Below are 23389 nucleotides of genomic sequence, written 5' to 3' on the forward strand. Positions count from 1 at the left end.
TCCACGGCCTAACCCAGGCCTTCCTCAAACGGGGTCTGCCCCGGGCTCTGTTGACCGACAATGGAGCTGCCATGCTCGCCGAGGAGACCCGCCAGGGGCTGGCCAGGCTGGCCATTGAGCACAAGACCACTCTACCGTATTCGCCCTACCAGAACGGCAAGCAGGAGGTGCTTTGGGCGCAACTCGAAGGCCGATTCCTGGAGATGGTGCGCTCAGTCGAACCCCTCACACTGGCCTTTCTCAATCAGGCCGCACAAGCGTTCGTCGAGCAGGATTATCATCGCCGGATCCACCGTGAAACCAACCAGTCTCCTCTGGAGCGCCTGCTTGACGGTCCTGGGGTCGGTCGCCAGGCTCCCGATCCCGACGTCTTGCGCCAGGCGTTCTGCCGGCAGGTCAGGCGCAGCCAGCGCCGCAGCGATGCGACGGTCACCGTCGATGCGATCCGTTACGAAGTTCCTGCCCGTTTCCGTCATTTGCCGCACCTGTTGCTGCGCTATCCCGGCTGGGACAAGAGTCGCCTGTGGCTTGTTGATGAACACAGCGGTGTCTTGCTGACCACCCTGCTGCCCCAGGACAAGCAGGCCAACAGTTCCGGTCGCCGTCGAACCCTGACCCCACCATCCGCCGCAACACCCTGTCCCGCTCCGGAACCCGGCATGCCGGCACTACTGAGTCAGTGGCTTGCCGATTATGCCGCCACTGGCTTGCCCCCGGCCTATCTGCCCAAGGAGGAAATCGATGAATGACGCCACCCTCAGAGCGGTCTACGGGCTGAAATACAATCCCTTCCTGCCGACCCTTCCACCTCAGGCATTGTGGAGCCTGCCCGGCGCTGAGGCCTTCGCCCTGCGCCTGGAGACGCTGACCATCCACGGCGGGTTCGCCCTGATCACCGGCGAACCCGGTCAGGGTAAAAGTAAAACCTTACACTGGCTGTCCGAGAAGCTCAGGCAGGTGCCGGATCTGTCCATCGGCGTGATGGAGAGACCACAAAGCTCCATGGCAGACTTCTATCGGGAACTCGGCGACATCTTCGGCGTTCCCTTGAGTCTGGCCAACCGCTATGGGGGCTTCAAGTCGCTGCGCGCCCGTTGGCAGGCTCATTGCGATTCCACTCTGCACCGGGCGGTGTTGCTCATCGACGAGGCACAGGAAGTCTCCAGCCAATGCCTCACCGAACTGCGCTTGCTGCAGAGTTCCCGTTTCGACTCCGAGAGCTTACTGTTTACTGTGCTCTGTGGCGATTCGCGCCTGGGTGACCGCTTTCGCTTACCGGAACTGCTCCCGCTGGGCAGTCGCATCCGCGCACGTTTGCCCCTTGGCCCCCTCGCGCCGGAAACCCTCAAGGAGTATCTTGACTTTGCCCTGACTCAGGCCGGCCATCCGCAACTGATGACACCGGAGTTGATGGAGACTCTGGCCGCCCATGCTGCCGGTAATCTGCGGGTGCTCACCCACATGGCGGCAGAACTGCTGACAACAGCCGCATCTCGTAATCTGCCGCGGCTGGATGAACGTCTCTATCTGGAACTGTTCACGCCGACTCCGAAGGCACGGCGAACGGAAAAGAGGTAATGATGATGAAGAACCTCTGTCTACTGATTATGCTGCTGGTCACTCGCTTGAGGATCAGAAAAGGTGAGCCAACCACCAAAAAAACGTCAACAACACCGCTGCCGGGACAGCTTCTGTTACCGTTTGACGAGACGTCACGACCCGACAACGAACATCACACCTAAACAACGAACAGCCAATCAGCAGCACACAACGCTGCTGATTGGCTGTTCCATCATTTATCTTGGTCAAGCTCCGTCAATTAGCGTGGTCAGTCATCCCTCAATTACCGTGTTTACTCTCACTTAGCGACTCCCTCCTGCCAAAATAACGGACCATGGGGGATTCGAAATTTTGCGCCAATTCATTTCTCAGCAGCGAAATGAAATCGGCAAAGTTTTTATAGCCCAATCGCAACACAAATCTGCCGACGGTCGCATTGCCCACTCCAGCGCCGCTACTGATCGTGGTAATCGTTTCGTAAGCGAGTTGAGGATATTTCTGCTCCAGATACTCCGCGATTTTTGCTTCACTCGGCGTCAGTTTTTCAACGTCTCTTATTCTTTCCAGCAGCGATTTGGATTCCATATTTCACCTTGAGAGTCATTGAACAGAAATGGATCAGTCTTAAATCCTTCAGGGCCTGTATTGCTGACCGAGGCAATCACCTCCCCTGTTGGTTGGTTCATTTTTTCGGTCTCTTTGCTCGCACGATTCTTCCAGAAGACGAGGACTATAAGAGGCTTGTGCAACAAAGAACATCAATGCAGGACGAGCAGATATCTGTTTAATTTTGGAGGGTTAACATTTAGAGAGAACAACTGATTTTCCGCACCTATGATATACAAATCCCTCTCCCATGGGAAGAGATTCCCAGACAAGATTCCCAGAGAAAGACTCGTCCCGCATTTGCATTTCACGCTCAGCAGGTTCTCCCGGAAGGCCGGCTCGCCGGACAACTCATGCCATAGCCGTAACCCGTAGGCAGATTGTGTATACAAAAATATTGACAAAGACGCTAGTTGGTAATATTTTACCAAAAAAACATGGATCTTGGTAGTTTGTTATCATTTATCTGGTTACCGTTCATTCAGAGAGCAACAGCGCGGCGGTCGCAAATTGGCATTGTCGCTCTAACTGTCCGGTGATTTCAAAAATGGACTAACTCGTGCTTCGGTCGAGATCGGTGCTCACATGCACCCCTAATCAAAGGAGAATAACAATGGTAGGGTTCCTGATTGGTTTGCTGGTAACGATCTGCGTCGGTTGGTTGATTATCAAGAAATATCAACCTCATACGGTCCTTCTTCTGGGCGGTTTAACGCTGCTTGGTCTCACGGTTTTAATCGCCCCTGAAACAAGCATTTTATTCAAAGATGCGAAGTCTACCGGCTGGATCGGCTTCGACCTGTTTGACTATGTCAAAAACACCATGTCCTATCGCGCCGCGGGTCTGGGGCTTATCATCATGGCGGCCGGCGGTTTTGCCAAGTACATGGATGAGATCGGGGCAACCAATGCCATGGTTTCCGTCTGTATCAAGCCCCTGCAGTTATTTCACGCTCCCTATGTCGTGCTTGCTCTGGGGTATGTTGTCGGCCAGATTATGAATATATTCATCCCCAGTGCTGCCGGGCTGGCGATGCTGCTTCTGGTCACCTTCTACCCGACGCTGGTGAGATTGGGAGTCAGCAGAAAAGCCGCAGCAGCGATGATCGGCACGACGGCGGTACTGGATCTCGGCCCGGCAAGTGGCGCGTCGAACATGGCAGCCAAAACAGCAGGACTTGATGTTGCGGTCTACTTCGCCTCGTATCAGGTGCCGGTTGCTGTATTTTCCATCATTACCATTTCCGTTCTTACCTATTTTACTGCCCGCTATTTTGATAATAAGGAAGGGCATGTCGCCACCGTAACCGCGTCATCGGCCCCCGAGGGTCAGCAGCTCGAAGCCCCCTCGAAACTTTACGCAATCCTCCCGCTGCTGCCGCTTACGCTGATTCTCATCTTCAGCAAGCTGCTGGTCAGCTCGATTAAATTAGATGTGGTTACCGCGATGATTATCGGCGTGTTTGTCGGCATGCTGTTTGAGGTGATCCGGACCAGAGATTTCAAATCCATCTTCAAGGGAGTTATGGCCTTTTTCGATGGCATGGGGCATATGTTTGCACGTATCGTCTCCCTGATTATCTGTGCGGAAACCTTTGCTGCCGGTCTTAAAACCATAGGGGCTGTCGGTTTCCTGACCACTTCGGCGCAAAATGCAGGGCTGGGCTTCACGATTATGACGTTGCTGTTGTGCGCAATTGTGGCTGCGGTTGCGATTCTGACCGGCTCCGGTAACGCGGCGTTCTTTTCCTTCGGCAATCTCGCTCCCGACATGTCCGCCAAGTTCGGTGCCGAAGCGGTCAGCATGTTGCTGCCGATGCAACTTACCGCCGGTCTGGCGCGCTCCATATCGCCGGTTGCGGGAGTAATCATTGCGGTCAGCGACGCCGGCCAATGTTCACCGATCGACATCGTCAAGAGAACGGCAATCCCGGTATTGGGTGGGATTGTCATTACTCTCCTGGTTAGTGTCTTTTTTGTCTGAAGCGGCGAGGGCAACTAGCGATACCGATGGCGGAAGCGTAGCCGGTCACTCTGGTCACGGGCTACATTCAGTTCCAACAGCCAAATTCCAGGAACGGAGACCGACAACAATGATCAGCCTCAACTCTTGCAAAAATGGTGGATAGCATGACAAATAAAGCATCAAAGAAAAATGAATATCAGGTTTCAAAGGCCGTTCGCGATACCTTTGCTGATCTGGGCGCTAATCCAGAGGTCAATGCCGCGCTTGAGTTCATAAAAGCCGACCATGTCCATACCTTGAACGAGCAGAAGGAAATCTGCGCTATTTCAGCCCCCACATTTGAAGAAAAGTCGCGGGCCGAAGATTACCTGCGACGCTTTAAGGAGTTGGGCCTGGACGAGACTCGGCTCGATGCCATCGGCAATGTCCTAGGCATGCTCAAAGGCTGCGCTGAAGCCCCCAAGCTTGTTGTTGCCGCTCACCTGGATACCGTCTTCCCTGCGGGAACCGATACCAAAGTCGTTGAAAAAGAAGGGATCTTTCATGCGCCCGGCATTGCCGACGACACTCGCGGACTGGCCGAAATTCTCGGTATCATCAGAACCTTGAAACAGAGTCAGATCCAACTTCTGGGCGACATTCTCTTTGTCGGCAATGTCGGTGAAGAAGGCCTGGGTGATCTTAGGGGAACCAAGCAGTTGTTCAATGATTTCAAGGATATCGATGGATTCATTACGATCGATGGTACGGGGGTTGGGTCGATCACCTATCGGGCCACAGGAAGCCACCGTTACCGAGTCACATTCAAGGGCCCCGGAGGTCACAGCTACCTCAATTTCGGGTTACCAAGCGCCATCCATGCCGCCGGCAGAGCGATCGCTCTTTTAGCAGACCTAAGCCCTCCCAAGGATCCGCTCACAACCTTCACCGTTGGGACCATCAACGGAGGCACATCGGTAAATACCATTGCGGCTCAAGCTGAAATGCTTATCGACATCCGTTCCAACGGCAGAGAAGAGTTGCTACAGCTGGGTTCTGATATTTTGTCCATTATCAAAGCTGCTGCCGCTCAGGAAAACACACACTGTAACAGCGATCAATTAACAGTTGACATTGAACTCCTCGGTGATCGACCCGCAGGTTTTCAATCGCCGGACGAACCGATTGTTCAGGCCGCTTATGCGGCAGGAAAACTGCTCGGCATCAATTCACAACTCGGAAACCCAGGCAGCACGGACGCCAACATACCGATCAGTCTCGGCATCCCCGCCATCTCCATTGGCAGGGGAGGAACCTCAGGGAACATTCATACCACAAACGAATGGTTTGATCCGACAGGCGCTTATCTAGGTCCACAGAAAACATTATTAACGATTCTCGCTCTCGTCGGCGTCAAAGGAACCTGTCCTCCTCTACTGAAAAAATCTGCTGCAAACGTTTAAACGCAGCAATCACCCCCTTTGTTCGACTATAATTGCCACCTATAATTGAACATTTATAAAAGAAGAAGCCATGTTTACATTAGATAGATTTAGGGATGATATTCAGTTCCTTGTCAATATCGACAGCGGGACCCATTGCCGAGAAGGTGTCAATAAGCTTGGCCGGTGGTTTGCCGACCGGTTTTCTCGTATAGGATGGGACATTGACTGGTTCGAGCCGGCACCCGAATATGGCAAAAGTTTTTTGGCGTATTCCGGGGACAAGAACGCATTTGATTTATTGATTTTATGCCACCTGGATACCGTGTTCCCGGAAGGCGAAGCGAAAGCGCGGCCGTTTTCAGAAGATCAGGCGCGGATGTACGGTCCCGGCGTGGCGGATATGAAATCCGGATGCCTGTTTACCTGGTACGCTATCAAGGAGCTTCTGGATAAAGGGCAACTGAGCGGCAATGTAGCTGTGTTCTATAACGGCGAACACGAAATCAGCTGCCCGCATATTCGGCCTGTCATCGAAGAGCTTTCGCAGAAGGCAAAAGCGGTCATCTCTGCGGAATCAGCAAGGGTCAACGGGGCATACGTAAAGCAGCGAAAAGGGATCGGCAGATACCGAATCGAGTTCCATGGCAAAGGGGCCCATGCCGGGAACAATCCCTTTGAAGGGGAGTGTGCCATTACCGAGGCGGCCCACTGGACGCTTTTTCTGCGCGAATTCTGCGATCAGGACAAAGGAATCTACGTCAACCCGGGGATTATTTCCGGCGGGATGTCGCAGAACTCGATTCCGCATTTTGCCGAACTGGCGATCGACACCAGATTTGATGCGTTGGAAGAAGGCGAACGCATAGAGCGCCTTATCAGGGAAAAGGCGGAACGGCCGTTCAACCCGCAGATCAAGGTTCAGGTGAAGGGTAAAATCATGCGTCCGCCTATGGTTCCCAACGCCAGAACTGAAGAACTCTGCTCCTCGATTGAAAAGATCGGCGAACGCCACGGAGTAGATGTTCATTGGGCCTTTGCTGGCGGAGGCTCCGATGCCTCTTTTGCCTCGCCTTTCGGCATACCAACCCTTTGTGGACTGGCCGCTGTCGGTGGCAAACTACACAGCAAGGATGAATACCTAGAAAAGAGCGACCTGGAAGAAAGGTACAAGGTGTTTCGGGATATTGTGTTAGAAATTTCTACCAACAATCCTGCTGATATTTGACCTGTTCGTTTCTGGATCTCGAAGTCTAACATGCCCCCTCGGAAAACCGGGATGCTGATATCCTCAATCAGAGGCTGTATTCTTGTCTTCTCTCCGTCATTTAATTTGATGGCGTCTCCATGAGGTGGTCAACAAAACCTTCCTATAACTCCTGCATCATAAGAAACGCCCACGATTTGGTATCCGTAGGCGTTTCGTGTTCTATGGTTGGTGGTAATAAAATCAAGCCTCGCCCAAGAAAATTTGGAACCTTTCCGCTTCGGCACCTTGGGGCCAACATTCCCAAGAAGATCAATTTCTGTCAATTCACCAGCAGGCTAAGCTCTTTGCAGATGCTGATAATCCTGAATCGACTCAAGCTCTTCCTCTTCTACTTGACGGGCTCGGTAGAGATCCCAACGCATTTGCAAATTGAGCCAAAAATCAGCACTCATGCCGAAGAACTTAGCCAGTCGCAAGGCCGTGCTGGGTGTAACTCCACGCTTCTGGTTTACTAATTCATTGACACGCTGGAATGGCACATGGATGGCTGCAGCCAAATCTTTCTGGCTGATCGACATCGGCAACAAGAACTCCTCGCGGAGCATTTCGCCAGGATGAGTTGGTGGCCTGTTGGTTGGAATACGTACCATAATAAACTCCTTAGTGATAATCGGTTATTTCCACCTGTTTCGGCCCGGCATCTGACCAGACAAAGCAGATCCGATATTGATCATTGATTCGGATGCTGTGCTGTCCTTTGCGATCACGGCCTAAAGCTTCAAGTCGGTTGCCTGGTGGAACTCTCAACTCATCCAACATGGTTACCGAATCGACTTGGTCGAGTTTGCGTGTGGCAACCTTCCAAAGCATTCTGGGACAGGATTTTCGGGCCTCCTTGGAGGAAACACCGTTGAAGATGTCTTCAGTCGCTTTATCTTTGAACGAGACAATCATGAAAAAACGGTATCACGGTTGTCATGCTATCGCAAGTTATTTTTGGATTGATGTGGCGCGGTATCAAATGTCGTAAGTTTGGATTGGCAGCCCTGTCCATTACTGCCCGAAAAGTTGTTTCACTAAATCTGGGTGGATTCCATACATTGGAAATAACCTTTTCTCGTATTTACTGGGTTAAAAGAAAACCCCGCCTGGATCGCCGAGCGGGGTTTTTCTGTTCCTTATGGTCGTGATTTAATCTCATAGCCCGCCACTCCACGAATCTATTCCCAGCGACCGTCACGCCGGCGACGCAGTTCGATATCGATCGACTCAACCCGTCCTCGATCACTGATAAATGAACTAAGTAGCAGGCTGACGAGGCTGATAATAAGCGATCCGAGCAGGGCAGAGCCGAATCCGTCTACTAAGAGGCCCCCTGCAACACCCGAAGTCATCAGCAACAATAGAGCATTGATCACAAAAGTAAATAAGCCGAGGGTTAACACATTTATCGGCAGGGTCAGGATTAACAGGATGGGTCGGAAAAATGCGTTGAGAATACCCAGCACCATGGCGGCAATGAGAGCAGAGCCGTAACCATCAACATGAATACCCTCAAAGAGGTGGGCGGCCACCATAATAGCAATAGATAGAATAAGCCACCGAAGTAAAAGTCCCTTCATATGTAAACCACTCCTTCACCACTCTGAAAAATGCATTTAAAGGCGGACTTCCAGATCCATTCTTTCATGCAAAACGCGGATAACGTTGATGCCACCGGCAACCTGTTCGCGGTAAAAAACCACATGCTGACCGGAAGGGAATTTGCGGTACCCAGAACGGATTTCGTCACACCGCTGTCCTTGATTCGGATTTTCAGCCAAAGCATGAAAACATCGGTCCAGCTGAGCAAGGTAGTGACGGCGCTGATCTCGTCCCCAGCGTTCTTGAGTATATCGCCCAATCTCGCGAAGATCCTCAAGCGCCTGCTTTGTTAGCGAAAACATCGGCATTAGCCGGCGATCTCATCGAGTTCACGATTCAGATCTTCCAAAGAGTAATTTGCTGGGCCGCTTTGTTCGCCCTGTATCAAGGCTTTACGTAGAATTTTAAACTTTGTTTCACGCTCTTCAAGCAACCGCAACCCGGCACGAATCGCTTCGCTGGCAGAACCATAGCGGCCGTCCTCAATGGCATGAAAAATAAACTTTTCGTAGTGCTCGCCTAAAGTCACACTGGTATTTTTTCCCATGATGTCCTCCTCTGATGAACTGACGCCATTCTATAATATTTATTGGTATTTTTCCAGATCGCTCATCAGTTCGGGATGGCGATGTCTTCGTTGTCACTAAACTGGATCGCCTCGCTCGATCCGTCGTGGACCTCGCCAATATCGTGCAAAAGTTTGAGGTCAAAAATGTCGATCTGGTGGTGCTGGACCAGGGGATTGACACGACATCGATTTATGGCCGACTCCAATTCAATATTCTTGCCACCATCGGAGAGTTTGAAAGGGAAATTATCCGGGAGCGCTCATACGAGGGCAGAATGCGCGCCCTGGCCAGGGGTGTCAAATTTGGTGCCAGGCCAAAACTTACTGTGAACGAGATATCCCAATGGATCAACGACTATGAAGCTACAGGATGCAGTAAGACAGAGATCGCTGACCACTACGGGATAAGCCGATCATCCGTCTATCGCATCTATTCTGAAAACTGCCAACACATGTCCTGAAATAGTAGCAATGCAGGAATGCCCCGTCCAGCACTCCGGGCGGGGTATTCGTGTTCAAAAAGTGGTCAGTTGTGAGACGGGGGGCTTAGATCTTTTACAATAACCATGTAAAAACCTTGTATGTGTCACGGTTTATCCCTGATGGCTAGTTACACAATCTTTTTTACCCTGGGTTATCAGAAAATCCACACCTGGATGACCAATCGGGGGAACAATATTTAAGATGCCGTGACTTTTATAAAAACCTCAGCAACTACTCTATTCATAATGCGTCCACATGCGCAGCACTTTCACCACTCTTGTCTCTTCCAGAACCTGATAGACAAGTCGATGCTGTATGTTGATTCGACGGGAATATGCTCCAGCCAAATCGCCAACGAGCTTTTCATACGGAGGCGGGGTCTGATATGGATTCTCCGCTAAAACACTAAGTAGTTTTTCGGCTTTCGGCTTCAGTCCTGAAGCCGATAATTTCTTCCCATCCTTTTGGGCCTGCTTGGTAAAAACGATCCGCCAACTCACCAGTCAAGTTCCTCGTCGCACTCATCGACAGGGGTTTTCAGCCCCTCAACGATTGATTCCTTCATTCCCGGCACGGAATGGAGATAGAGTGTTTCCTGAACAGCCCGCCAATCATCTTCAGCGATCAGGACTGCATTGCCGCGCTTACCGGTAATTTGTACAGGTTCATGCGATTCGGAAACTTCATCGAGAAGTTTATAGAGGCTTTTCCTTGCTTCAGTAGCGGTTATAGTAGGCATTTTAGTTCTCCTCTCTGGGGGTACGTAAAAGCGTACGCCAGCTGGAGTTGATAGTCAACTAAAACAGAACTCAACAACCCATTAGTGTTCAGCGCCAACAAAAGAACCACGTTTCTCATAAATCATTTTGGATTGAATGGATGGTGTAAATTTTGTCTAGGTGCGGTCTTCCGACAAACCCTGCTTTGTCAGAAATCCCGTCGGTCGATCCGAGCGGGATTTTGGTGTGTTTATGTCGGCAAGTTATCGATTTGATATTTCCCTTGGCAGTTAGTAATAGTCCTCTTCGAGTTGGTGCCGGACAGCTAAAATAGTGGCCGTCTTACTATCCTCAATTTCAAAAAGAACGACATACCCCTTTGCACCAAAAGAAATGATCATTTCGCGCAATAGAGGATCTTCGGGGGTTGCCTTTCGGCAGGTGAAGGGGAATTCTTGTAGAAATTTGATGCCCTTCTGGATAGAACTTAGGGCCTTTCGTGCAGCATCAATGTCCCGTTCAACAAGAAAACCATAGAGCCGAACAAGATCATCCTTAGCTGTTCGGGTATAGCGAACCCGATAATTCACTTATCCCTCTTTGTCTCTGCCTGGGCAAGCATCCCGCTCAGTTCATTTAAAACATCTTCAGCGGAGCAGTATTCCCCAGTCCGTCGAGACTCGTCTCTTGCAGCAATCCCTCTGGAAATAAATTCCCGGTGAATTTTCCTGTGCTGAATACCGGCCCGTAATGACTTTTCCATAAAGCCGGATAAGGTTTCACCTTCACGTAAGACACTTTCAGCCGCTTGGCGTAATTCGGGCTCAACTCGTAGAGAAGGAATTGTTGCTGATTTCATGACGGACCTCCTTGCGTCGCATTTGCAACTCATTCTAACGGAAATTGATTCTGTGGGCAATGGGATTTAGTGACCGAAAGGTAGAGCTTCAGAAGAAAACGTAAAGCCAAGGGAATCATGAGCGTACCATATCGTGGGTGTTTCTTGCATTGCGCTAGATGTAGCAAGTCTGAAAATAATGGGAATAATGGCTTACGTCAGTCTCTCTCGCGCCATTGAATTCCAAAATTTCTCCTGGAATCTGGAATCGAGTTTTTTAACATGGGTATCTGGTCACCACGCTACAGACTTGCCATTCTCCCGATAAAGTATATACTATGAATATATATTTATGGGAGGTGTTTATGAAAACCGCAAAATTGTTTAAAAATGGCAAAAGCCAAGCAGTCAGACTGCCCAAAGAGTTTCGTTTGGACGGCGAAGAAGTTTACATTAAGCAGACCGGCAACGTCGTTCAGTTGATCCCCATGTCCGGCTCATGGGACTCTTTGTTTTCTAGCCTGGATAAGTTTTCTCCTGACTTTATGGCTGATCGTCAACAACCCCAGCTGGAAAATCGGGAGGATTTTTGATGATCCTGCTCGACACAAACATCTGTATCTACATCATCAAACGCAAACCAGAGGAGGTCCTGCACCATTTCCAGCAATATCATCCGGGCGATATAGGAATTTCATCAATCACCCTGGCTGAGCTTCAATATGGAGTTGCCAAAAGTCAGGCACAGAAGCGCAACGCTGAGGCGTTGTCTGAGTTTCTGATCCCCTTTGAGATTCTTCCCTTCGGTGAATCAGCTACGCAGGCCTACGGGGCGATCCGGACAGTGCTGGAGCAACAGGGAAAAATCATCGGGGCGATGGATTTACTAATCGCTGCACATGCTGTCTCGTTGGATGCTGTTCTAGTGACGAACAACGTGAAGGAATTCAAAAGGGTACCGGATCTCAAAATCGAGAACTGGGTAAACACCAAGACCACCGAATCCTGATTCCAGAATCCCTTACCTCCGCCAAATTCTTACCCTCCACTCAATCAAAGATGATTTATAAGAGACCCTCCTTCCCGTTCATTCGAGTGGCCACGCTCACCCAACTCAGGGAAAAGTCTTTGTTGTGTTGCTCATGACCAAAACCTTTTCTACCTTGAATAATGCAATGGGTGACTGGCGTTAGGCTCTACAGAGAAAGATGTCGCAGACAGCTAATCACCTCATCCAGTTCTTTCCAGGTCGTGGCTCGGCCCAGGCTGAATCGGATCGCCCCCATCCCCTCCCTCACAGGAACACCCATGGCGGCAAGAACGGGGGAAAGGGTCACTGAGCCGGCATGGCAGGCAGAGCCGGTAGAAGCAGCGACCTGCGGCATACGGCCGAGAATCTCGGCCCCTGTACGGCCGGTGAAATTGATGTTGAGGGTGTTGGAGAGCCGCTGCGTCGGGTGTCCGTTGAGGGAGACCTTCGGCCCGAAGGTCTCCTGCAGCTGATCCCAGAAACGATCGCGCAGATCCTTTATCTGTGGCGCATCGATCCAACCGGCGGCTACTTCGCAGGCCGCTCCCAGTGCCACGGCCAGGAGGACGTTTTCCGTTCCGGCCCGCCGCCCTGATTCATGCCCGGCGCCATGGATGAAAGGCTCAATGCATGTCCCTTTGCGAATGTACAAGGCACCGATTCCTTTGGGGGCATAGAGCTTGTGTCCGGCCAGCGACAGAAGATCGACCCCGAGGGTGTCGACCCTGGTGGGAATCTTGCCGACACTCTGAGCCGCATCGGTGTGGCAAAGAACCCCTGCTTCGTGAGCGATGGCGGCGATCTCTGCAATGGGTTGGATCGTGCCGACCTCGTTGTTGGCATGCATTACTGAGATCAGAATCGTACGGGAGGAGATCGCCCGGCGCACATCGTCCGGATCGACACGACCAAATCGATCAACGGGAAGGATGGTAACCTTGGCTCCAAGTCGCTCCAGGAAGCGGCCGGGTGCGAGGGTCGCCGGATGCTCTACCGCTGTAGTGATGATGTGGTCGCCGTGTTCCCGATGGGCAAAAAAGACTCCCTTGAGAGCATGATTATTCGACTCACTACCACCGCTGGTGAAGACGACTTCGGTGGGATCGCAGTCCAGAAGGGCCGCAACCTGCGTCCGCGCGCGTTCCACTGCGTCCTTGGCTGGGATCCCGGCCCAGTGCGGACTGGAGGGGTTGCCGTAGTGCTGGGTCAGAAAGGGGCGCATCGCCTCCAGTGCCTCATGGGCGATGGGGGTGCTGGCGTTGTAGTCGAGATAGATTTGCTTCGTCATGAAATACCTTTCAATTCGACTCAGGCCGAGGGCTCTTCATGGGAGCGGATTGGGTGGTGCAGTTCAGCCACCGCAAGAACCGCCGCAGCCGGAACGTGAACCGCTGTTGGCAGCCTTGAGTTCCGGATCAAAGATCACCAGCGGCGTGGTTCTGACCAGCTGTTGATACCAGAATTGCAACTGCTGTTGTTGCTGGGCCGCTGACAGACCTGGAGCGCTGACATTCAGGGCCAGGTGCTTGCTGATGATCATATCATTTTTGAGTTGCACGGAAAAAGCCGCCAAACTGCCGAATCTCTTGGCCAGCAGTTGGTCAAAGTCGGCATGGTCGGCTTTGATCCTCTCGATTTCGGCAAAGACCTCGTCCTCGTAAACGACGACCTGGCTTTGCTCGGCCGCATTGAGCAGCAGCTCGCGCTGGAGCAGCTCGTTCCACACCTGCTGGCGCAGTTGATTCAGCATTGCGGGGGGCGGCGACTGAGGTATAGATTCCATGCGTTTTTCGAGAACCGCCTGGAATTCTTCGCGGGGCAGTAACCGTTCCCCCACCCGGGCCACGTAACGGTTGGCCAGGCGCTCGTCCTCGGCTTTTAGAGCGCGGTATTCATCGGTACTTAAGGATTCCTGAAGAGTTGCCGGGTAGCCGGCGGCAGTAATCGCGGCGGCGATGGTCGCGGGATCGACCCGTGCGGCATCATACTCGACGTTACTGCGTCCGGTAGTGACGCTGACCTCGACCTTACCAACGCCGTTGACGCCCGCTAGGGCATTTTGAACCCTTCGCACACAGGCTCCGCAGGTCATTTTTTCGACATTGTAGACCGCCAGAGAGACGTCGGCGGCATCAATGGTACGTGGCGTCCAGCCCATTGCGACTACTGCCAACACGGTAAACACTGCTAACGCGGCAAGATAGGTTGTTTTTTGTTTCATGTTGTCTCCTGTTGGCTCGTTTTACCAATTTCCTTACAACGTTAAGCTAACCCTTTAGCTCAGGCACAGATCTGTCTTATTCAGATTGCATAATCCATCGCTTCTTCGTGAACCAGCTGAAATTCACGGAACAGCTCGCGTCGGTAGGCGGCAAAGACGCTGTCGGTGCGATCGCAAGGGCGGGGAAGTTGAATATCAACAATTTTACGGAGACGGCCGGGATATGGGGCCATCAGGATGACTTTGCTGCCAAGATAGATGGCTTCGTCCAGATCATGGGTCACAAAAACGACTGTTGGTTGCTGCTCCTGCCAGATCCGCAGCAGCTCATCCTGCAAGCGCAAACGGGTGAAAGCGTCCAGCGCCGCGAATGGTTCATCCATAAACAGCACTTGTGGCGATGCCGCCAGGGCTCTGGCAATGGCAACACGCTGTTTCATGCCGCCTGAAAGCTGGTGCGGATAGCGTTCGGCACTGTCCTTTAGCCCGACGATTTCAAGGTGATGCAAAGCGGTAGCTTTGGCCTCGGATTTGGCCACCCCTTTGGCTTCAAGGGCGAACATGACATTACCCAGGGCGCTTTTCCAGGGGTAGAGGCCGTAATCCTGAAAAATCATGATCCGTTCAGAATCGGGCTTGGTCACTGGTTTGCCGTCGATGGTGATGGAGCCGCAACTGGGCTGGTCAAATCCGGCCAAAAGATTTATTAATGTCGTCTTGCCGCAGCCGCTCGGTCCGACCAGACAAACAAACTCACTAGCCGCGATATCAAGATCAAGGGGAGATAACGCCGCCATGCGTTCACCATTGGGATTGCGATAATATTTGGCCACCCCGCGCAGCGACATTGTTCCCGATGTCATCTGTTGACCCATATCACACTCCTCCCCAACGCCGTTTAAGTAAATCTTCAAGCTGGCGCATGGCGCGATAGATTGCCAGCCCAAGCAGACCGACCACCAGCATCCCCGCTAGAATCCAGTCGGTACGCAAGAAGTTGCGGGCATCGACAATCAAATAACCAAGCCCCGACTGGGCGCCGAGCATTTCTCCCGCGACCAGGTGAATCCAGGCGGTACCAACAGCAATATGCAAGCCGACCATGATGCCGGGAAAGGCTGCCGGAATGACAACTCGCAGAAATACCATCATTTTGCCGGCGCCGAAATTGGCGGCGACCTTTAGATAGATCGCAGGAATTTGACGCACCGCGTCGATGGTTGCCAGCAGCATGGGGAAAAAAGCCGACAGGAAAATGATAAAAATGGCCGGTGCGTTACCGATACCGAACCAGAGCACCGCCAGCGGGAACCAGGCAATGGGAGAGATTGGACGCAGAACCTGGAGTAACGGATCCATGGCTCGGCGGGCGGTTATATAGCTGCCCAGAAACAGACCAAGAGGGATGGCGATGCTAACGGCCAGCAGATAGGCACTGAAAAATCGATAGAGACTGATGCTGATGTGACTGAATAATACGCCGTCGGTCATCAGCTCACGTAGAGCCCGCAGGACATCCAGCGGTCCAGGCAGCTGTACCGGGGGATAAAACCCTGCGGCAAATTGCCACAAGGAGATGAAACCCAGCAGACCGACCGTCGGCACCAGATGGCTGAAAATCTTTTGAAACCCGATATTCATCTATATTTCTTTGTTTCAAGATATCTGTTCAGCACAGGATCAGGCATTCAGAGCAAAATGCGCATCCAAATACTGATCTAGATCGACCTGCTCCCTGGCGACATTAAATTGCAGCATATAGTTCTGGGTCGCTGCAAAATCAGCTACGGTCGGGGCAAGACTGTCGAAGGTAATGCGCCCTTTCGGGGTCGTGAGCACTGTCTTGATGATCTCCGGACGCTGGCCCAGTAGCCGCACCGACAGTTGTGCCGCTTCATCCGGTTCACTCTGAATAAAGTGAGCCGTCCGGGTCAGTCCGGTGACCAGATCCTGCGCGATCTCCGGCTGATTGATGATGTTTTCTCGCAGATTCAGGACGCAGCAGATATGATCGTTCCAGATATCCTTGGAAAGGGTCAGCACCTTTCCGACCTGCTGTGCTTCGGCCTGAGCACCAAACGGCTCGGCGACGATGAATCCGTCAATACGGCGAGTCGCCAGCGCCATCACCATTTCCGGGGGCGCCATGTCGAGCAATCGGACATCAGAATCGGGGATCAGCCCATTTTCCGTCAGCACCTTGCGCAACAGCAGATTGTGGGTCGAAAAGGGGCTGGGGATGGCAATTGTTTTCCCCTTAAGATCACTAATGCTGTTGATATCATTGCCATTTCTTACGGTGATGACACTGCCGTTGCGATGTCCCAGCAACACCGCCTTGATCGGCGCTCCGTTACGCCGCAGGGTCAAGCCGATGGGGGTCAGCAGAAAAGCTCCATCGACAGCGCCAGCGCGAAGAGCCTCTGCCGCTTCCGGCCAGGAGGAAAATTTGATCGGCTCCAGCTTGATATGCTCGAATCTGTGTTGCTGGGCGGCGATCATCAGCAGATGATCGGTAATGGGTAGATAGCCGATTTTCAGCGTCTGTTTGCCGGTGGCAAACGCTCTGGAAACCCCTCCGGGAAAAGCGCCAAACACCGGAGCTGCGGCCAGCGTTGTCAATCCGACCTTGATAAAGTCGCGTCTTTTCATCAGTTTTCTCCTTTAGCAAAGGTTGTGGCAACAGCTTTCCAGCCGAGTTCACTGCGGCGTTGGTCAAAATCGAGAATAATTCGTTTGGCCAGGGTTGCTGGATCGGGTTCGATGACCATCACCGAACCCAGACTTTCACGGGTCTGTTCGTAGAAGAAACGAGCGACTTTGTCCGAACCACTGACCGGTGGAGAGATACAGTGGTAGGAGTTGATTCCCAGCAGGCGGAAACTTAAGGCGGCACCGACCCCTTTTTCGTTTGACCATTCCGGGCTCGAAAAGGCGAAAGGGGTTTGTTTTAGAGGCTTGCCGCAGGCGTCTGACAAGACCCGAAACAACGCTGATGCCCGGGCATTGTCGAGACACTCTCCCATGTGCCAGACGGGTGGCAATTGATGCTGTTCCAGGACTCCCTGCAAACCTGAACCTGCCTGGCTTAAGCCGTCGGGATGACAGAAGCCGAGCTTGAGCAAGGCATAGGCGGCGCAGCCGTTGGTCAGAACCAGCACGTCGTTGGCGATCAGCTCGCGGGCCACGATGGTAATCGCCTCTTCGTAAACCAGCTTGGGATTGTTACACCCCACCAGATTGACGACCCCTCGAATGTTGCCGTGCTTTAAATGATCAATGAGAACCGGTGCACCGCCAAAGGTTTCAAGAATATTTTCAACAGCGAACCCGACCTCTGCGGCAACCCGCGCCGGCGGAATGAAAACCTTCCCGGACAGCCGTCCAGAAAAACTGTGAATGGCTTTTTCAATGATTTTTGTCGCTATTACGTCAGCCTGATCCAGATTGCTGTGATGATGATCAAACGCCAGGTGCTCGGCACCCGGCAAGCGGGCAGAATCGCTGGTTGTTATCACACGGGTATGAAAGCAGGCGGCAACATCCATAATGCCGGGGAAAACATCTTGCACATCAGCAACCCACAGATCCAGAGCCCCGGTCGCCAAAGCCAGTTCAGCCCCCATAGCGCTGGCTAAAGGCTGAATATCACCAAATTTTGCCAGCGCCGAATGGCCGGAACAGCAGATGCCGTAAAGACGAATACCGGACGCTCCCTGTTGCCGCGCTGCGGCGATCAGATCTTCGTTCCGTGCTGCTTTAACGATAGCGGCTACCAACACCGGTGAATGCCCGTGAACGGCAATATTGACGGAATCTTCTGTGATCGAACCCAGATTGACTTCTACCGTACTGCGCTTGGGCAGGCCATAAAGGCTGTCCATTGCGATACTGGAACCGACCACGCTGCTCCAGGCGAACGCCAGACCGCAACGCAGCATTTGCTGCAGAATATTTTGCCAATCGCCATCAGTTCCAGTGGTGGTGCGGTGAAGGGCCTCGAACACTTCGTGATAGGCACCGATCGGCAGGATATCCAGTTCTTTCCAGACCGCCAGTCGCTCCGGCGGTGCCATCGCTTCCAGGGTACGATGCGGTCCGGGAAGCGTACGACACAGATCCTCCAGCAGAATCATGGCGATTTCGCCAGCCAGTTCCTTAATCTCGCGCCCTTCTACATCCAAACCAAAACTGCGGGCGGCAGCCTGTACCTTTTCCGGCCCTAGGATCGGCAGATCAAGAGAACCGTCAGCAGCTCCTTTAAGAGCAAGCATCACCTCGCGACCCCGTGCGCCATGAGCGGATACCCCGGCAGCGACCCAGCGCAGGATGTTGCGCGCCGCAATCAGATGGGCATCGGCGCCGCAGACTCCGCGCGGACTTTTGGGGGTAATCCGGCACGGCCCCATATGACAGTTCTTGCAGCAGGTTCCATTCAGTCCAAAACCACAATGGGGTTTCTGTGCATCAAAACGATCAAAAGCCGTTTCAAGACCAAGCTTATCCATGCGCTGAATCATCTCCCTGACAGAGGGATCCGGCGTTCGTTTCAACACGGTTTGTTTGTCGGGAAAATTGCGGATGTCATTTTTTCTTGTAGCCATAGGGAATCCTCAGTCGACAGGGACCGTTATTTTCAATAAAGGGAAATGTAATATCATAGACAGGCCGATAGCCTATCTGATCAGTGTTGATCTGTTTAATTTTAGCTTAGCTAATTGGTGGGCTTTATATTGTGTTTTTATATATTTGTCAATCTTAAATGTGGTGTTTATAAATTAATATACACAGTTAAGGATGTGGATATGACCTTTTGGATTTGTTAATTTTTTAAAAAGACAGACAGCCAAATAGACACACATCTTGTCGAGGATGCTATGAGCGTCAATATGCTGAGATTCAAAAACTTTAGGGAATGATTGCTATTTAGGGCGTTTTTCTAGATTGACAAAAACATTGGGTCTCTCGGATAGCAATCAGCCTCTAGGATGAGATGGATATTCCAGGGGATATTAAGTGCGAAGAATAAGCTGGTAGAGAATCCCGCCCGCCGCACTGACGGCCAGTGTAGGAATCAAACCCACCTTGGTACGAAACAGGACGAAAAAAGCAGCCGCTGCAATAATCAGCGCCGGCAGATCTAGGGTATTCAAGGTCGGGATGAGGATACGGATGCCAGGGAAGGTCTGCACCGTCAGATGGCCAAAGAGCGTATTGAAGGAAAACCAGACCGCCAGATTGAGGATGACGCCAACTACCGCCGCCGTTACTGCTGTCAAGGCGGTTTTAAGGGAAAGGTTGCGATTAAACCTTTCTATGTAGGGGGCACCAAGGAAGATCCAGAGAAAGCAGGGCACAAAGGTGACCCAGGTCACGACGACAGAGGCCAATAGCCCCGCCGCCAAAGGAGAAAGCTCGTCGACCAGACGAAAAGCGCCCATAAAGCCGACAAACTGTACGACCTGGATCAAAGGCCCCGGTGTCGTCTCAGCCATGCCCAACCCATCAAGCATCTCCCCTGGTGCCAGCCAGCCGTAATCCTCCACCGCCCGCTGGGCCACATAGACAAGGACGGCGTATGCGCCTCCAAAGGTTACCACCGCCATCTTGCTGAAGAACACGCCTTGCGTCACAAAGAGATGTTCGGTGCCAAACACATAAACCAATAACGCAAGGGGGGCAAACCACAGGGGCAACCAGATGGCCAGCTGCCACAAACAGTGCCATATAATCAAATCCAAGACGCATATCTCGGTCAAAACTTGCTACTTTTGAAAACAGGATCATCAATCCGATTTCCGTTTCCCATAGTAAGATCCTGACTTTTTACAAACCTATTCGGTGCGATTTGTCTCTAGATGAAGGAAGGAATCATTCCTGCGCAACATAAAAAACTGACCCAACCATTTGGACTCTGGTTGGGTCAGTTTGATTACGAATGATGATGGCTAAGAAAAAACGCACCAACTGCCGCGTTGCTGCGTTTATTTCGCTGCTTCGACGTACCTAAGTACGCTTCATTGCTCAACAAACGCGCGCCTTGCATTTGGCGCTTTTTGCTTAGCCAGCTAACCGGATACTTTTTGCGAAAGCATCAATGATGATTTAAAAAAATTCCCGCAAGCTTTCATCTATCCCCATCAGAGTTTCGTACCAAAACTCCTTGGCCGCATCAGCCTTGTCGCGATCAAACTTTTCAAGCCATTCCCCAAGGCGCGGGTCAGGGTCTTTGTCGACTTCTTTTTTGCGCTGCAGAAAACTCAGCAAATAGTCGATATTGGATTCCGATTCCCAGAAAATTGGGCTGTTACGGCTGTTAATCCGACTTGCAAGAACATCAATGGATTGCAGGAACTTATCCTTGCAATTATAGAGCGAGCCCATGATTTCCGGCATCATTTCCTCGGCCCATCCACGGTGAAAGCGGCAGAGGCCCATGTTGTCTATAATCAACTCTTTTTTCATCCGCTCTGCACACATCCGCCCTAAGGCCCGGGGTGGGATGAAGTCGTAGCTGTAGATCATGTAATATTTGCCCATCATCGCCATCGGAGCGAGAACACCGGAGACCCAATACTGATTGGGAACCATCCACCCTCGGCGATTGTGAGCGGTATAGACGAATCGATTATGTAGTGCCGTTCCTTTCGCCCGTGAATGAATACGGCTCCATTTACGCACCCCTTCTCTAAAGTCAATAATACCGCGACGCTCCAGTATAGCGTCGATCAGTTCGCAGCCAAGTTCGGCATTGTGCATCGAATCTTGAACGACATCGAATTCTGTCATTTCCCACTTTGGCAATCGTGTGACGCCGAGTTCTGCGAGGGATAAAAGTTTCCCGTCGAGCAAATCCATCAGCCAAGCCAGAACACCTCCGCTTGAGATGGCGTCAAAACCCATGGCATCACAGTGATGGTTGAGCTTTTCCGCCGCCCGTTGGTCAAAAATACCGCACAACGGCCCCATGGTTTGGTAGGGCTCAAAGTCCTTCTTGTACGTTCCATTCATCTTCTTGCATACAGCGACACAGGGCTCACCACAGGTGGCTTGCTGTTTGTTTTTGATGGTCTCGTCGTTGAACTGTTTGAGGTAGTGATCAACAACCAAATTCTGATGCAGGGAAAGACGTTCATCTTCGCTCCAGGAGTTCGTACGGTAATTGAAGGCCATAATTCGCCCCCCGACTGAGGCGTAATTAACGCCAAATGTTCCGCCAGTGTTGAACTTTTCGTCGAAGCGGTACTTGCTGGTCACCTCCAGATCTTTCTTCATCAACCGCAGATCATACTTGTTCTGAAACCACTCATCGGCCACCTTGCGATCACGGAAGTCTTCGTCAACCAGAGTGCCGCCATAGATAATCGCGACAATGCCGTGATTCTGCACCATCGCGCTACCAAAACCGCCACGACCGGCCCAGGTATCGACATGGCTAATCTCCCCCTTGTTAATTGGAACCGACATAATGCCGCCCATGTCGGTTTCCTGCGCCGACGGTCCGGTCACCAGAATACGCGGATCATTTTCGTAGCGCCCCTTGAACATCTCATAAACCTGGTCAGTGAGCGAGTACACCCCGGTTCTCCCGGAGTTCCAGATATTCTCAATATCGAGCGGAACAATCTCCACCTCAATCTCTTCACCATGAGTACGGTTCAGAAAAAGTACCGAGGGAACCGGAGCCTTGCCCACCAGGCTGAGCATGTTGATCCCCAAATTGTTGAAGACCAACCCTGCCCCTCCCATGGAACTGATATAGTTCCCTTGCCAGCAAGGGGAAAAGCCGGTCAGCATCAGCCGATTCGAACCCGGCAAGATGGAGCCGGCAAAGATGCCAACCCCGAAATTGAGACTGTGATGTTTCTCGGCCAGATGAATGCCGAGGTCAATCGGTCCGAAATATCGATCAAAACTGTATTTTTTTGTCTTGTAAAAACCGGTTGATGAATCGACCAAAAGTACTCTCTGAAACATATTCATGCTTAATCCCTATCCTTTTTCGGTAGCGGCATGCTGCTTCCAGGTATTGTCACCTCAACGCTCTTCCATTCAGAATGCGTGTATGAATATGGTTCTCTATCTATAAAGGCTATCAATTCCCTGCAGCCGTAATCAGTCACGCTGTATGGCTATACCAACGATTCTCTATGATTTGAAGAGAGGTAGAAGAGGTTCTCGCGGCTCGTGGCGTGAGAGTCTGCTGGCCACACTTCAAAGGTCACTGCAATCACTGAGAAGCCTACTTAATGCTTCTATCCATTCACGGGTTACGGAATAAACAAAACGCCAACAATAACCAACCCATCAGGAAAGTCATGCCACCAATAGGTGTCACCATACCAAGAGCACGTACGCCGCTGACAACCATCACATAGAGGCTGCCGGAGAAAAGAACAATCCCGGAAAACAGTAGCCATCCTGAAGCCCGCAACAGACCTGTCTGCGGAAACAGATGTATCAGTACCCCAAGTAAAATCAAACCCAGAGCATGAAACATGTGATACTGCACGCTGGTCTGCCAGGCCGCCAGCATGTCTGGCGAAACTTTACTCTTTAGCCCATGAGCACCAAAAGCTCCGAACGCTACAGCAAGAAAAGCGTTGAGACTCCCCATTACGACAAAAAGCTTCATATCAACTCCTTTATATTGGATACTTTCTCTACAGTATAATCAATTGGGCCAAAAAAGATTAACAATCCATAGTTGCGACCATAAGTACCGCAAATCCCCGCTCGGCGATCCAGGCGGAGATTTCTGATAGTGCAGGATTTCCACAAAAGGACCGTTGACCACCAAATACGCCGTCAAGTTTAATGCAGGACAAAATGTAAACATATCCAGTGCTCAGGGCTGGACCCAGGCTTGCTTGAGCTGGAATTAACCGAAAGCATGATCATGGATGATCCCCAGGGAGCCCAAACCGCCCTGATTGCGCTGAAAAAACTGGGGGTCTCATTAAGTCTGGACGACTTTGGTGCCGGCAGATGACATGGCCCGACTGTTACAGCAAGGCACCTGTTTACATGACCAGGTAGCCGGAGGCTCCGCAGAAAAAAATCATTTTTTTAGAAGAAAATGGGAACCGAAGCCCCTCAGTCAGAAATTTTTAGGATGTCGTC

At 51.7% G+C, this 23389-nt stretch carries 27 protein-coding genes and 1 pseudogene; 9 read left to right on the top strand and 19 right to left on the bottom strand.

What is annotated here, in order from left to right; all coding sequences use genetic code 11:
* Together ICT70_RS02980 and ICT70_RS02985 are read left to right on the top strand one after the other, a co-directional pair.
* Positions 1 to 749: pseudogene (locus ICT70_RS02980) on the top strand (DDE-type integrase/transposase/recombinase); the annotation flags it as partial.
* The gene (locus tag ICT70_RS02985; protein ID WP_191153909.1) at positions 742 to 1578 is read left to right on the top strand and encodes an ExeA family protein; all 837 of its coding nucleotides are present in this window, start codon (positions 742 to 744) and stop codon (positions 1576 to 1578) included. The pseudogene ICT70_RS02980 and the gene ICT70_RS02985, both read left to right, overlap by 8 nt.
* Before the next feature lie 261 nt (positions 1579 to 1839).
* Here the strand turns inward: ICT70_RS02985 and ICT70_RS02990 are convergent, their stop codons facing one another.
* A complete protein-coding gene (locus ICT70_RS02990; RefSeq protein WP_191153910.1) occupies positions 1840 to 2145 on the bottom strand; it encodes a MurR/RpiR family transcriptional regulator in 306 nt (101 codons plus the stop codon).
* A gap of 634 nt (positions 2146 to 2779) precedes the next feature.
* On the opposite strand from ICT70_RS02990, the gene dcuC reads away from it, so the two are divergent.
* From dcuC to ICT70_RS03005, 3 genes are all read left to right on the top strand, one after another.
* The gene (gene dcuC, locus ICT70_RS02995) at positions 2780 to 4150 is read left to right on the top strand and encodes a C4-dicarboxylate transporter DcuC (protein ID WP_191153911.1); all 1371 of its coding nucleotides are present in this window, start codon (positions 2780 to 2782) and stop codon (positions 4148 to 4150) included.
* Positions 4151 to 4296: 146 nt separating this feature from the next.
* Positions 4297 to 5574 carry a M20/M25/M40 family metallo-hydrolase gene (locus tag ICT70_RS03000; protein ID WP_191153912.1) on the top strand — a complete coding sequence of 426 codons (1278 nt, stop codon included), beginning with the start codon at positions 4297 to 4299 and terminating at the stop codon, positions 5572 to 5574.
* A 70-nt stretch (positions 5575 to 5644) separates the two neighbouring features.
* Positions 5645 to 6781, top strand: a complete 1137-nt coding sequence (locus ICT70_RS03005; protein ID WP_191153913.1) for a M20 family metallopeptidase — start codon at positions 5645 to 5647, stop codon at positions 6779 to 6781.
* 317 nt (positions 6782 to 7098) lie between these two features.
* Here the strand turns inward: ICT70_RS03005 and ICT70_RS03010 are convergent, their stop codons facing one another.
* The 5 genes from ICT70_RS03010 to ICT70_RS03030 all read right to left on the bottom strand — a co-directional run bounded on the left by ICT70_RS03010 (position 7099) and on the right by ICT70_RS03030 (position 8954).
* Complete coding sequence (locus ICT70_RS03010; protein WP_191153914.1) at positions 7099 to 7413, bottom strand: HigA family addiction module antitoxin; 315 nt, start codon at positions 7411 to 7413, stop codon at positions 7099 to 7101.
* Between the two features lie 10 nt (positions 7414 to 7423).
* Positions 7424 to 7717 carry a type II toxin-antitoxin system RelE/ParE family toxin gene (locus tag ICT70_RS03015; protein ID WP_191153915.1) on the bottom strand — a complete coding sequence of 98 codons (294 nt, stop codon included), beginning with the start codon at positions 7715 to 7717 and terminating at the stop codon, positions 7424 to 7426.
* A gap of 266 nt (positions 7718 to 7983) precedes the next feature.
* Entirely contained in the window at positions 7984 to 8385 is a 402-nt protein-coding gene (locus ICT70_RS03020; RefSeq protein WP_191153916.1) for a phage holin family protein, read from the bottom strand.
* 36 nt (positions 8386 to 8421) lie between these two features.
* Positions 8422 to 8715: a type II toxin-antitoxin system RelE/ParE family toxin gene (locus ICT70_RS03025; RefSeq protein ID WP_191153917.1), complete on the bottom strand. Its 294-nt coding sequence runs from the start codon at positions 8713 to 8715 to the stop codon at positions 8422 to 8424.
* Complete coding sequence (locus ICT70_RS03030; protein WP_191153918.1) at positions 8715 to 8954, bottom strand: type II toxin-antitoxin system ParD family antitoxin; 240 nt, start codon at positions 8952 to 8954, stop codon at positions 8715 to 8717. The genes ICT70_RS03025 and ICT70_RS03030 overlap by 1 nt, the downstream gene beginning before the upstream one ends.
* A 47-nt stretch (positions 8955 to 9001) precedes the next feature.
* On the opposite strand from ICT70_RS03030, the gene ICT70_RS03035 reads away from it, so the two are divergent.
* Entirely contained in the window at positions 9002 to 9436 is a 435-nt protein-coding gene (locus ICT70_RS03035; protein ID WP_337906642.1) for a recombinase family protein, read from the top strand.
* 258 nt (positions 9437 to 9694) lie between these two features.
* Here the strand turns inward: ICT70_RS03035 and ICT70_RS03040 are convergent, their stop codons facing one another.
* The 4 genes from ICT70_RS03040 to ICT70_RS03055 form a co-directional block, all read right to left on the bottom strand.
* On the bottom strand, positions 9695 to 9958 hold the full coding sequence (locus ICT70_RS03040; RefSeq protein WP_191153919.1) for a Txe/YoeB family addiction module toxin: 264 nt from the start codon (positions 9956 to 9958) through the stop codon (positions 9695 to 9697).
* A complete protein-coding gene (locus tag ICT70_RS03045; protein WP_191153920.1) occupies positions 9955 to 10197 on the bottom strand; it encodes a type II toxin-antitoxin system Phd/YefM family antitoxin in 243 nt (80 codons plus the stop codon). Before ICT70_RS03045 ends, ICT70_RS03040 begins: the two co-directional genes overlap by 4 nt.
* Before the next feature lie 270 nt (positions 10198 to 10467).
* On the bottom strand, positions 10468 to 10767 hold the full coding sequence (locus tag ICT70_RS03050) for a type II toxin-antitoxin system RelE/ParE family toxin (protein WP_191153921.1): 300 nt from the start codon (positions 10765 to 10767) through the stop codon (positions 10468 to 10470).
* Entirely contained in the window at positions 10764 to 11036 is a 273-nt protein-coding gene (locus ICT70_RS03055; protein WP_191153922.1) for a YlcI/YnfO family protein, read from the bottom strand. Before ICT70_RS03055 ends, ICT70_RS03050 begins: the two co-directional genes overlap by 4 nt.
* A 344-nt stretch (positions 11037 to 11380) precedes the next feature.
* Here ICT70_RS03055 and vapB point away from each other — a divergent pair, with 344 nt between their 5' ends.
* Together vapB and vapC are read left to right on the top strand one after the other, a co-directional pair.
* Positions 11381 to 11608 (top strand): type II toxin-antitoxin system antitoxin VapB, encoded by a 228-nt coding sequence (vapB, locus tag ICT70_RS03060; protein ID WP_191153923.1) that lies wholly within the window; start codon positions 11381 to 11383, stop codon positions 11606 to 11608.
* Positions 11608 to 12024 carry a type II toxin-antitoxin system tRNA(fMet)-specific endonuclease VapC gene (gene vapC / locus ICT70_RS03065; RefSeq protein WP_224746782.1) on the top strand — a complete coding sequence of 139 codons (417 nt, stop codon included), beginning with the start codon at positions 11608 to 11610 and terminating at the stop codon, positions 12022 to 12024. The genes vapB and vapC overlap by 1 nt, the downstream gene beginning before the upstream one ends.
* A 187-nt stretch (positions 12025 to 12211) precedes the next feature.
* On the opposite strand, the gene ICT70_RS03070 is transcribed toward vapC, so the two are convergent.
* The 9 genes from ICT70_RS03070 to ICT70_RS03110 all read right to left on the bottom strand — a co-directional run bounded on the left by ICT70_RS03070 (position 12212) and on the right by ICT70_RS03110 (position 22901).
* Positions 12212 to 13333, bottom strand: coding sequence for a cysteine desulfurase family protein (locus tag ICT70_RS03070; protein ID WP_191153925.1), 1122 nt, complete (start codon positions 13331 to 13333; stop codon positions 12212 to 12214).
* 63 nt (positions 13334 to 13396) lie between these two features.
* Positions 13397 to 14266: a cation transporter gene (locus ICT70_RS03075; RefSeq protein WP_191153926.1), complete on the bottom strand. Its 870-nt coding sequence runs from the start codon at positions 14264 to 14266 to the stop codon at positions 13397 to 13399.
* An 80-nt stretch (positions 14267 to 14346) separates the two neighbouring features.
* Positions 14347 to 15141, bottom strand: a complete 795-nt coding sequence (locus tag ICT70_RS03080) for an ABC transporter ATP-binding protein (protein WP_224746783.1) — start codon at positions 15139 to 15141, stop codon at positions 14347 to 14349.
* Position 15142: 1 nt separating this feature from the next.
* Positions 15143 to 15907 carry an ABC transporter permease gene (locus ICT70_RS03085; RefSeq protein WP_191153927.1) on the bottom strand — a complete coding sequence of 255 codons (765 nt, stop codon included), beginning with the start codon at positions 15905 to 15907 and terminating at the stop codon, positions 15143 to 15145.
* Positions 15908 to 15946: 39 nt separating this feature from the next.
* Positions 15947 to 16918, bottom strand: coding sequence for an ABC transporter substrate-binding protein (locus ICT70_RS03090; RefSeq protein ID WP_191153928.1), 972 nt, complete (start codon positions 16916 to 16918; stop codon positions 15947 to 15949).
* Positions 16918 to 18870 (bottom strand): anaerobic carbon-monoxide dehydrogenase catalytic subunit, encoded by a 1953-nt coding sequence (gene cooS, locus ICT70_RS03095; protein ID WP_191153929.1) that lies wholly within the window; start codon positions 18868 to 18870, stop codon positions 16918 to 16920. The genes ICT70_RS03090 and cooS overlap by 1 nt, the downstream gene beginning before the upstream one ends.
* Positions 18871 to 19278: 408 nt before the next feature.
* Positions 19279 to 20007 carry a chromate transporter gene (locus ICT70_RS03100; RefSeq protein ID WP_224746784.1) on the bottom strand — a complete coding sequence of 243 codons (729 nt, stop codon included), beginning with the start codon at positions 20005 to 20007 and terminating at the stop codon, positions 19279 to 19281.
* Positions 20008 to 20371: 364 nt separating this feature from the next.
* Positions 20372 to 22249 (bottom strand): aldehyde ferredoxin oxidoreductase C-terminal domain-containing protein, encoded by a 1878-nt coding sequence (locus tag ICT70_RS03105; RefSeq protein WP_191153931.1) that lies wholly within the window; start codon positions 22247 to 22249, stop codon positions 20372 to 20374.
* 280 nt (positions 22250 to 22529) lie between these two features.
* A complete protein-coding gene (locus ICT70_RS03110) occupies positions 22530 to 22901 on the bottom strand; it encodes a DUF423 domain-containing protein (RefSeq protein WP_191153932.1) in 372 nt (123 codons plus the stop codon).
* A gap of 219 nt (positions 22902 to 23120) precedes the next feature.
* Between ICT70_RS03110 and ICT70_RS03115 the strand changes: the two genes are divergently transcribed.
* Positions 23121 to 23258: an EAL domain-containing protein gene (locus ICT70_RS03115; RefSeq protein WP_224746801.1), complete on the top strand. Its 138-nt coding sequence runs from the start codon at positions 23121 to 23123 to the stop codon at positions 23256 to 23258.
* The last annotated feature ends 131 nt before the right edge of the window (positions 23259 to 23389 follow it).

It is taken from the genome of Pelovirga terrestris, assembly GCF_014773365.1.
Taxonomy (GTDB): domain Bacteria; phylum Desulfobacterota; class Desulfuromonadia; order Desulfuromonadales; family Geopsychrobacteraceae; genus Pelovirga; species Pelovirga terrestris.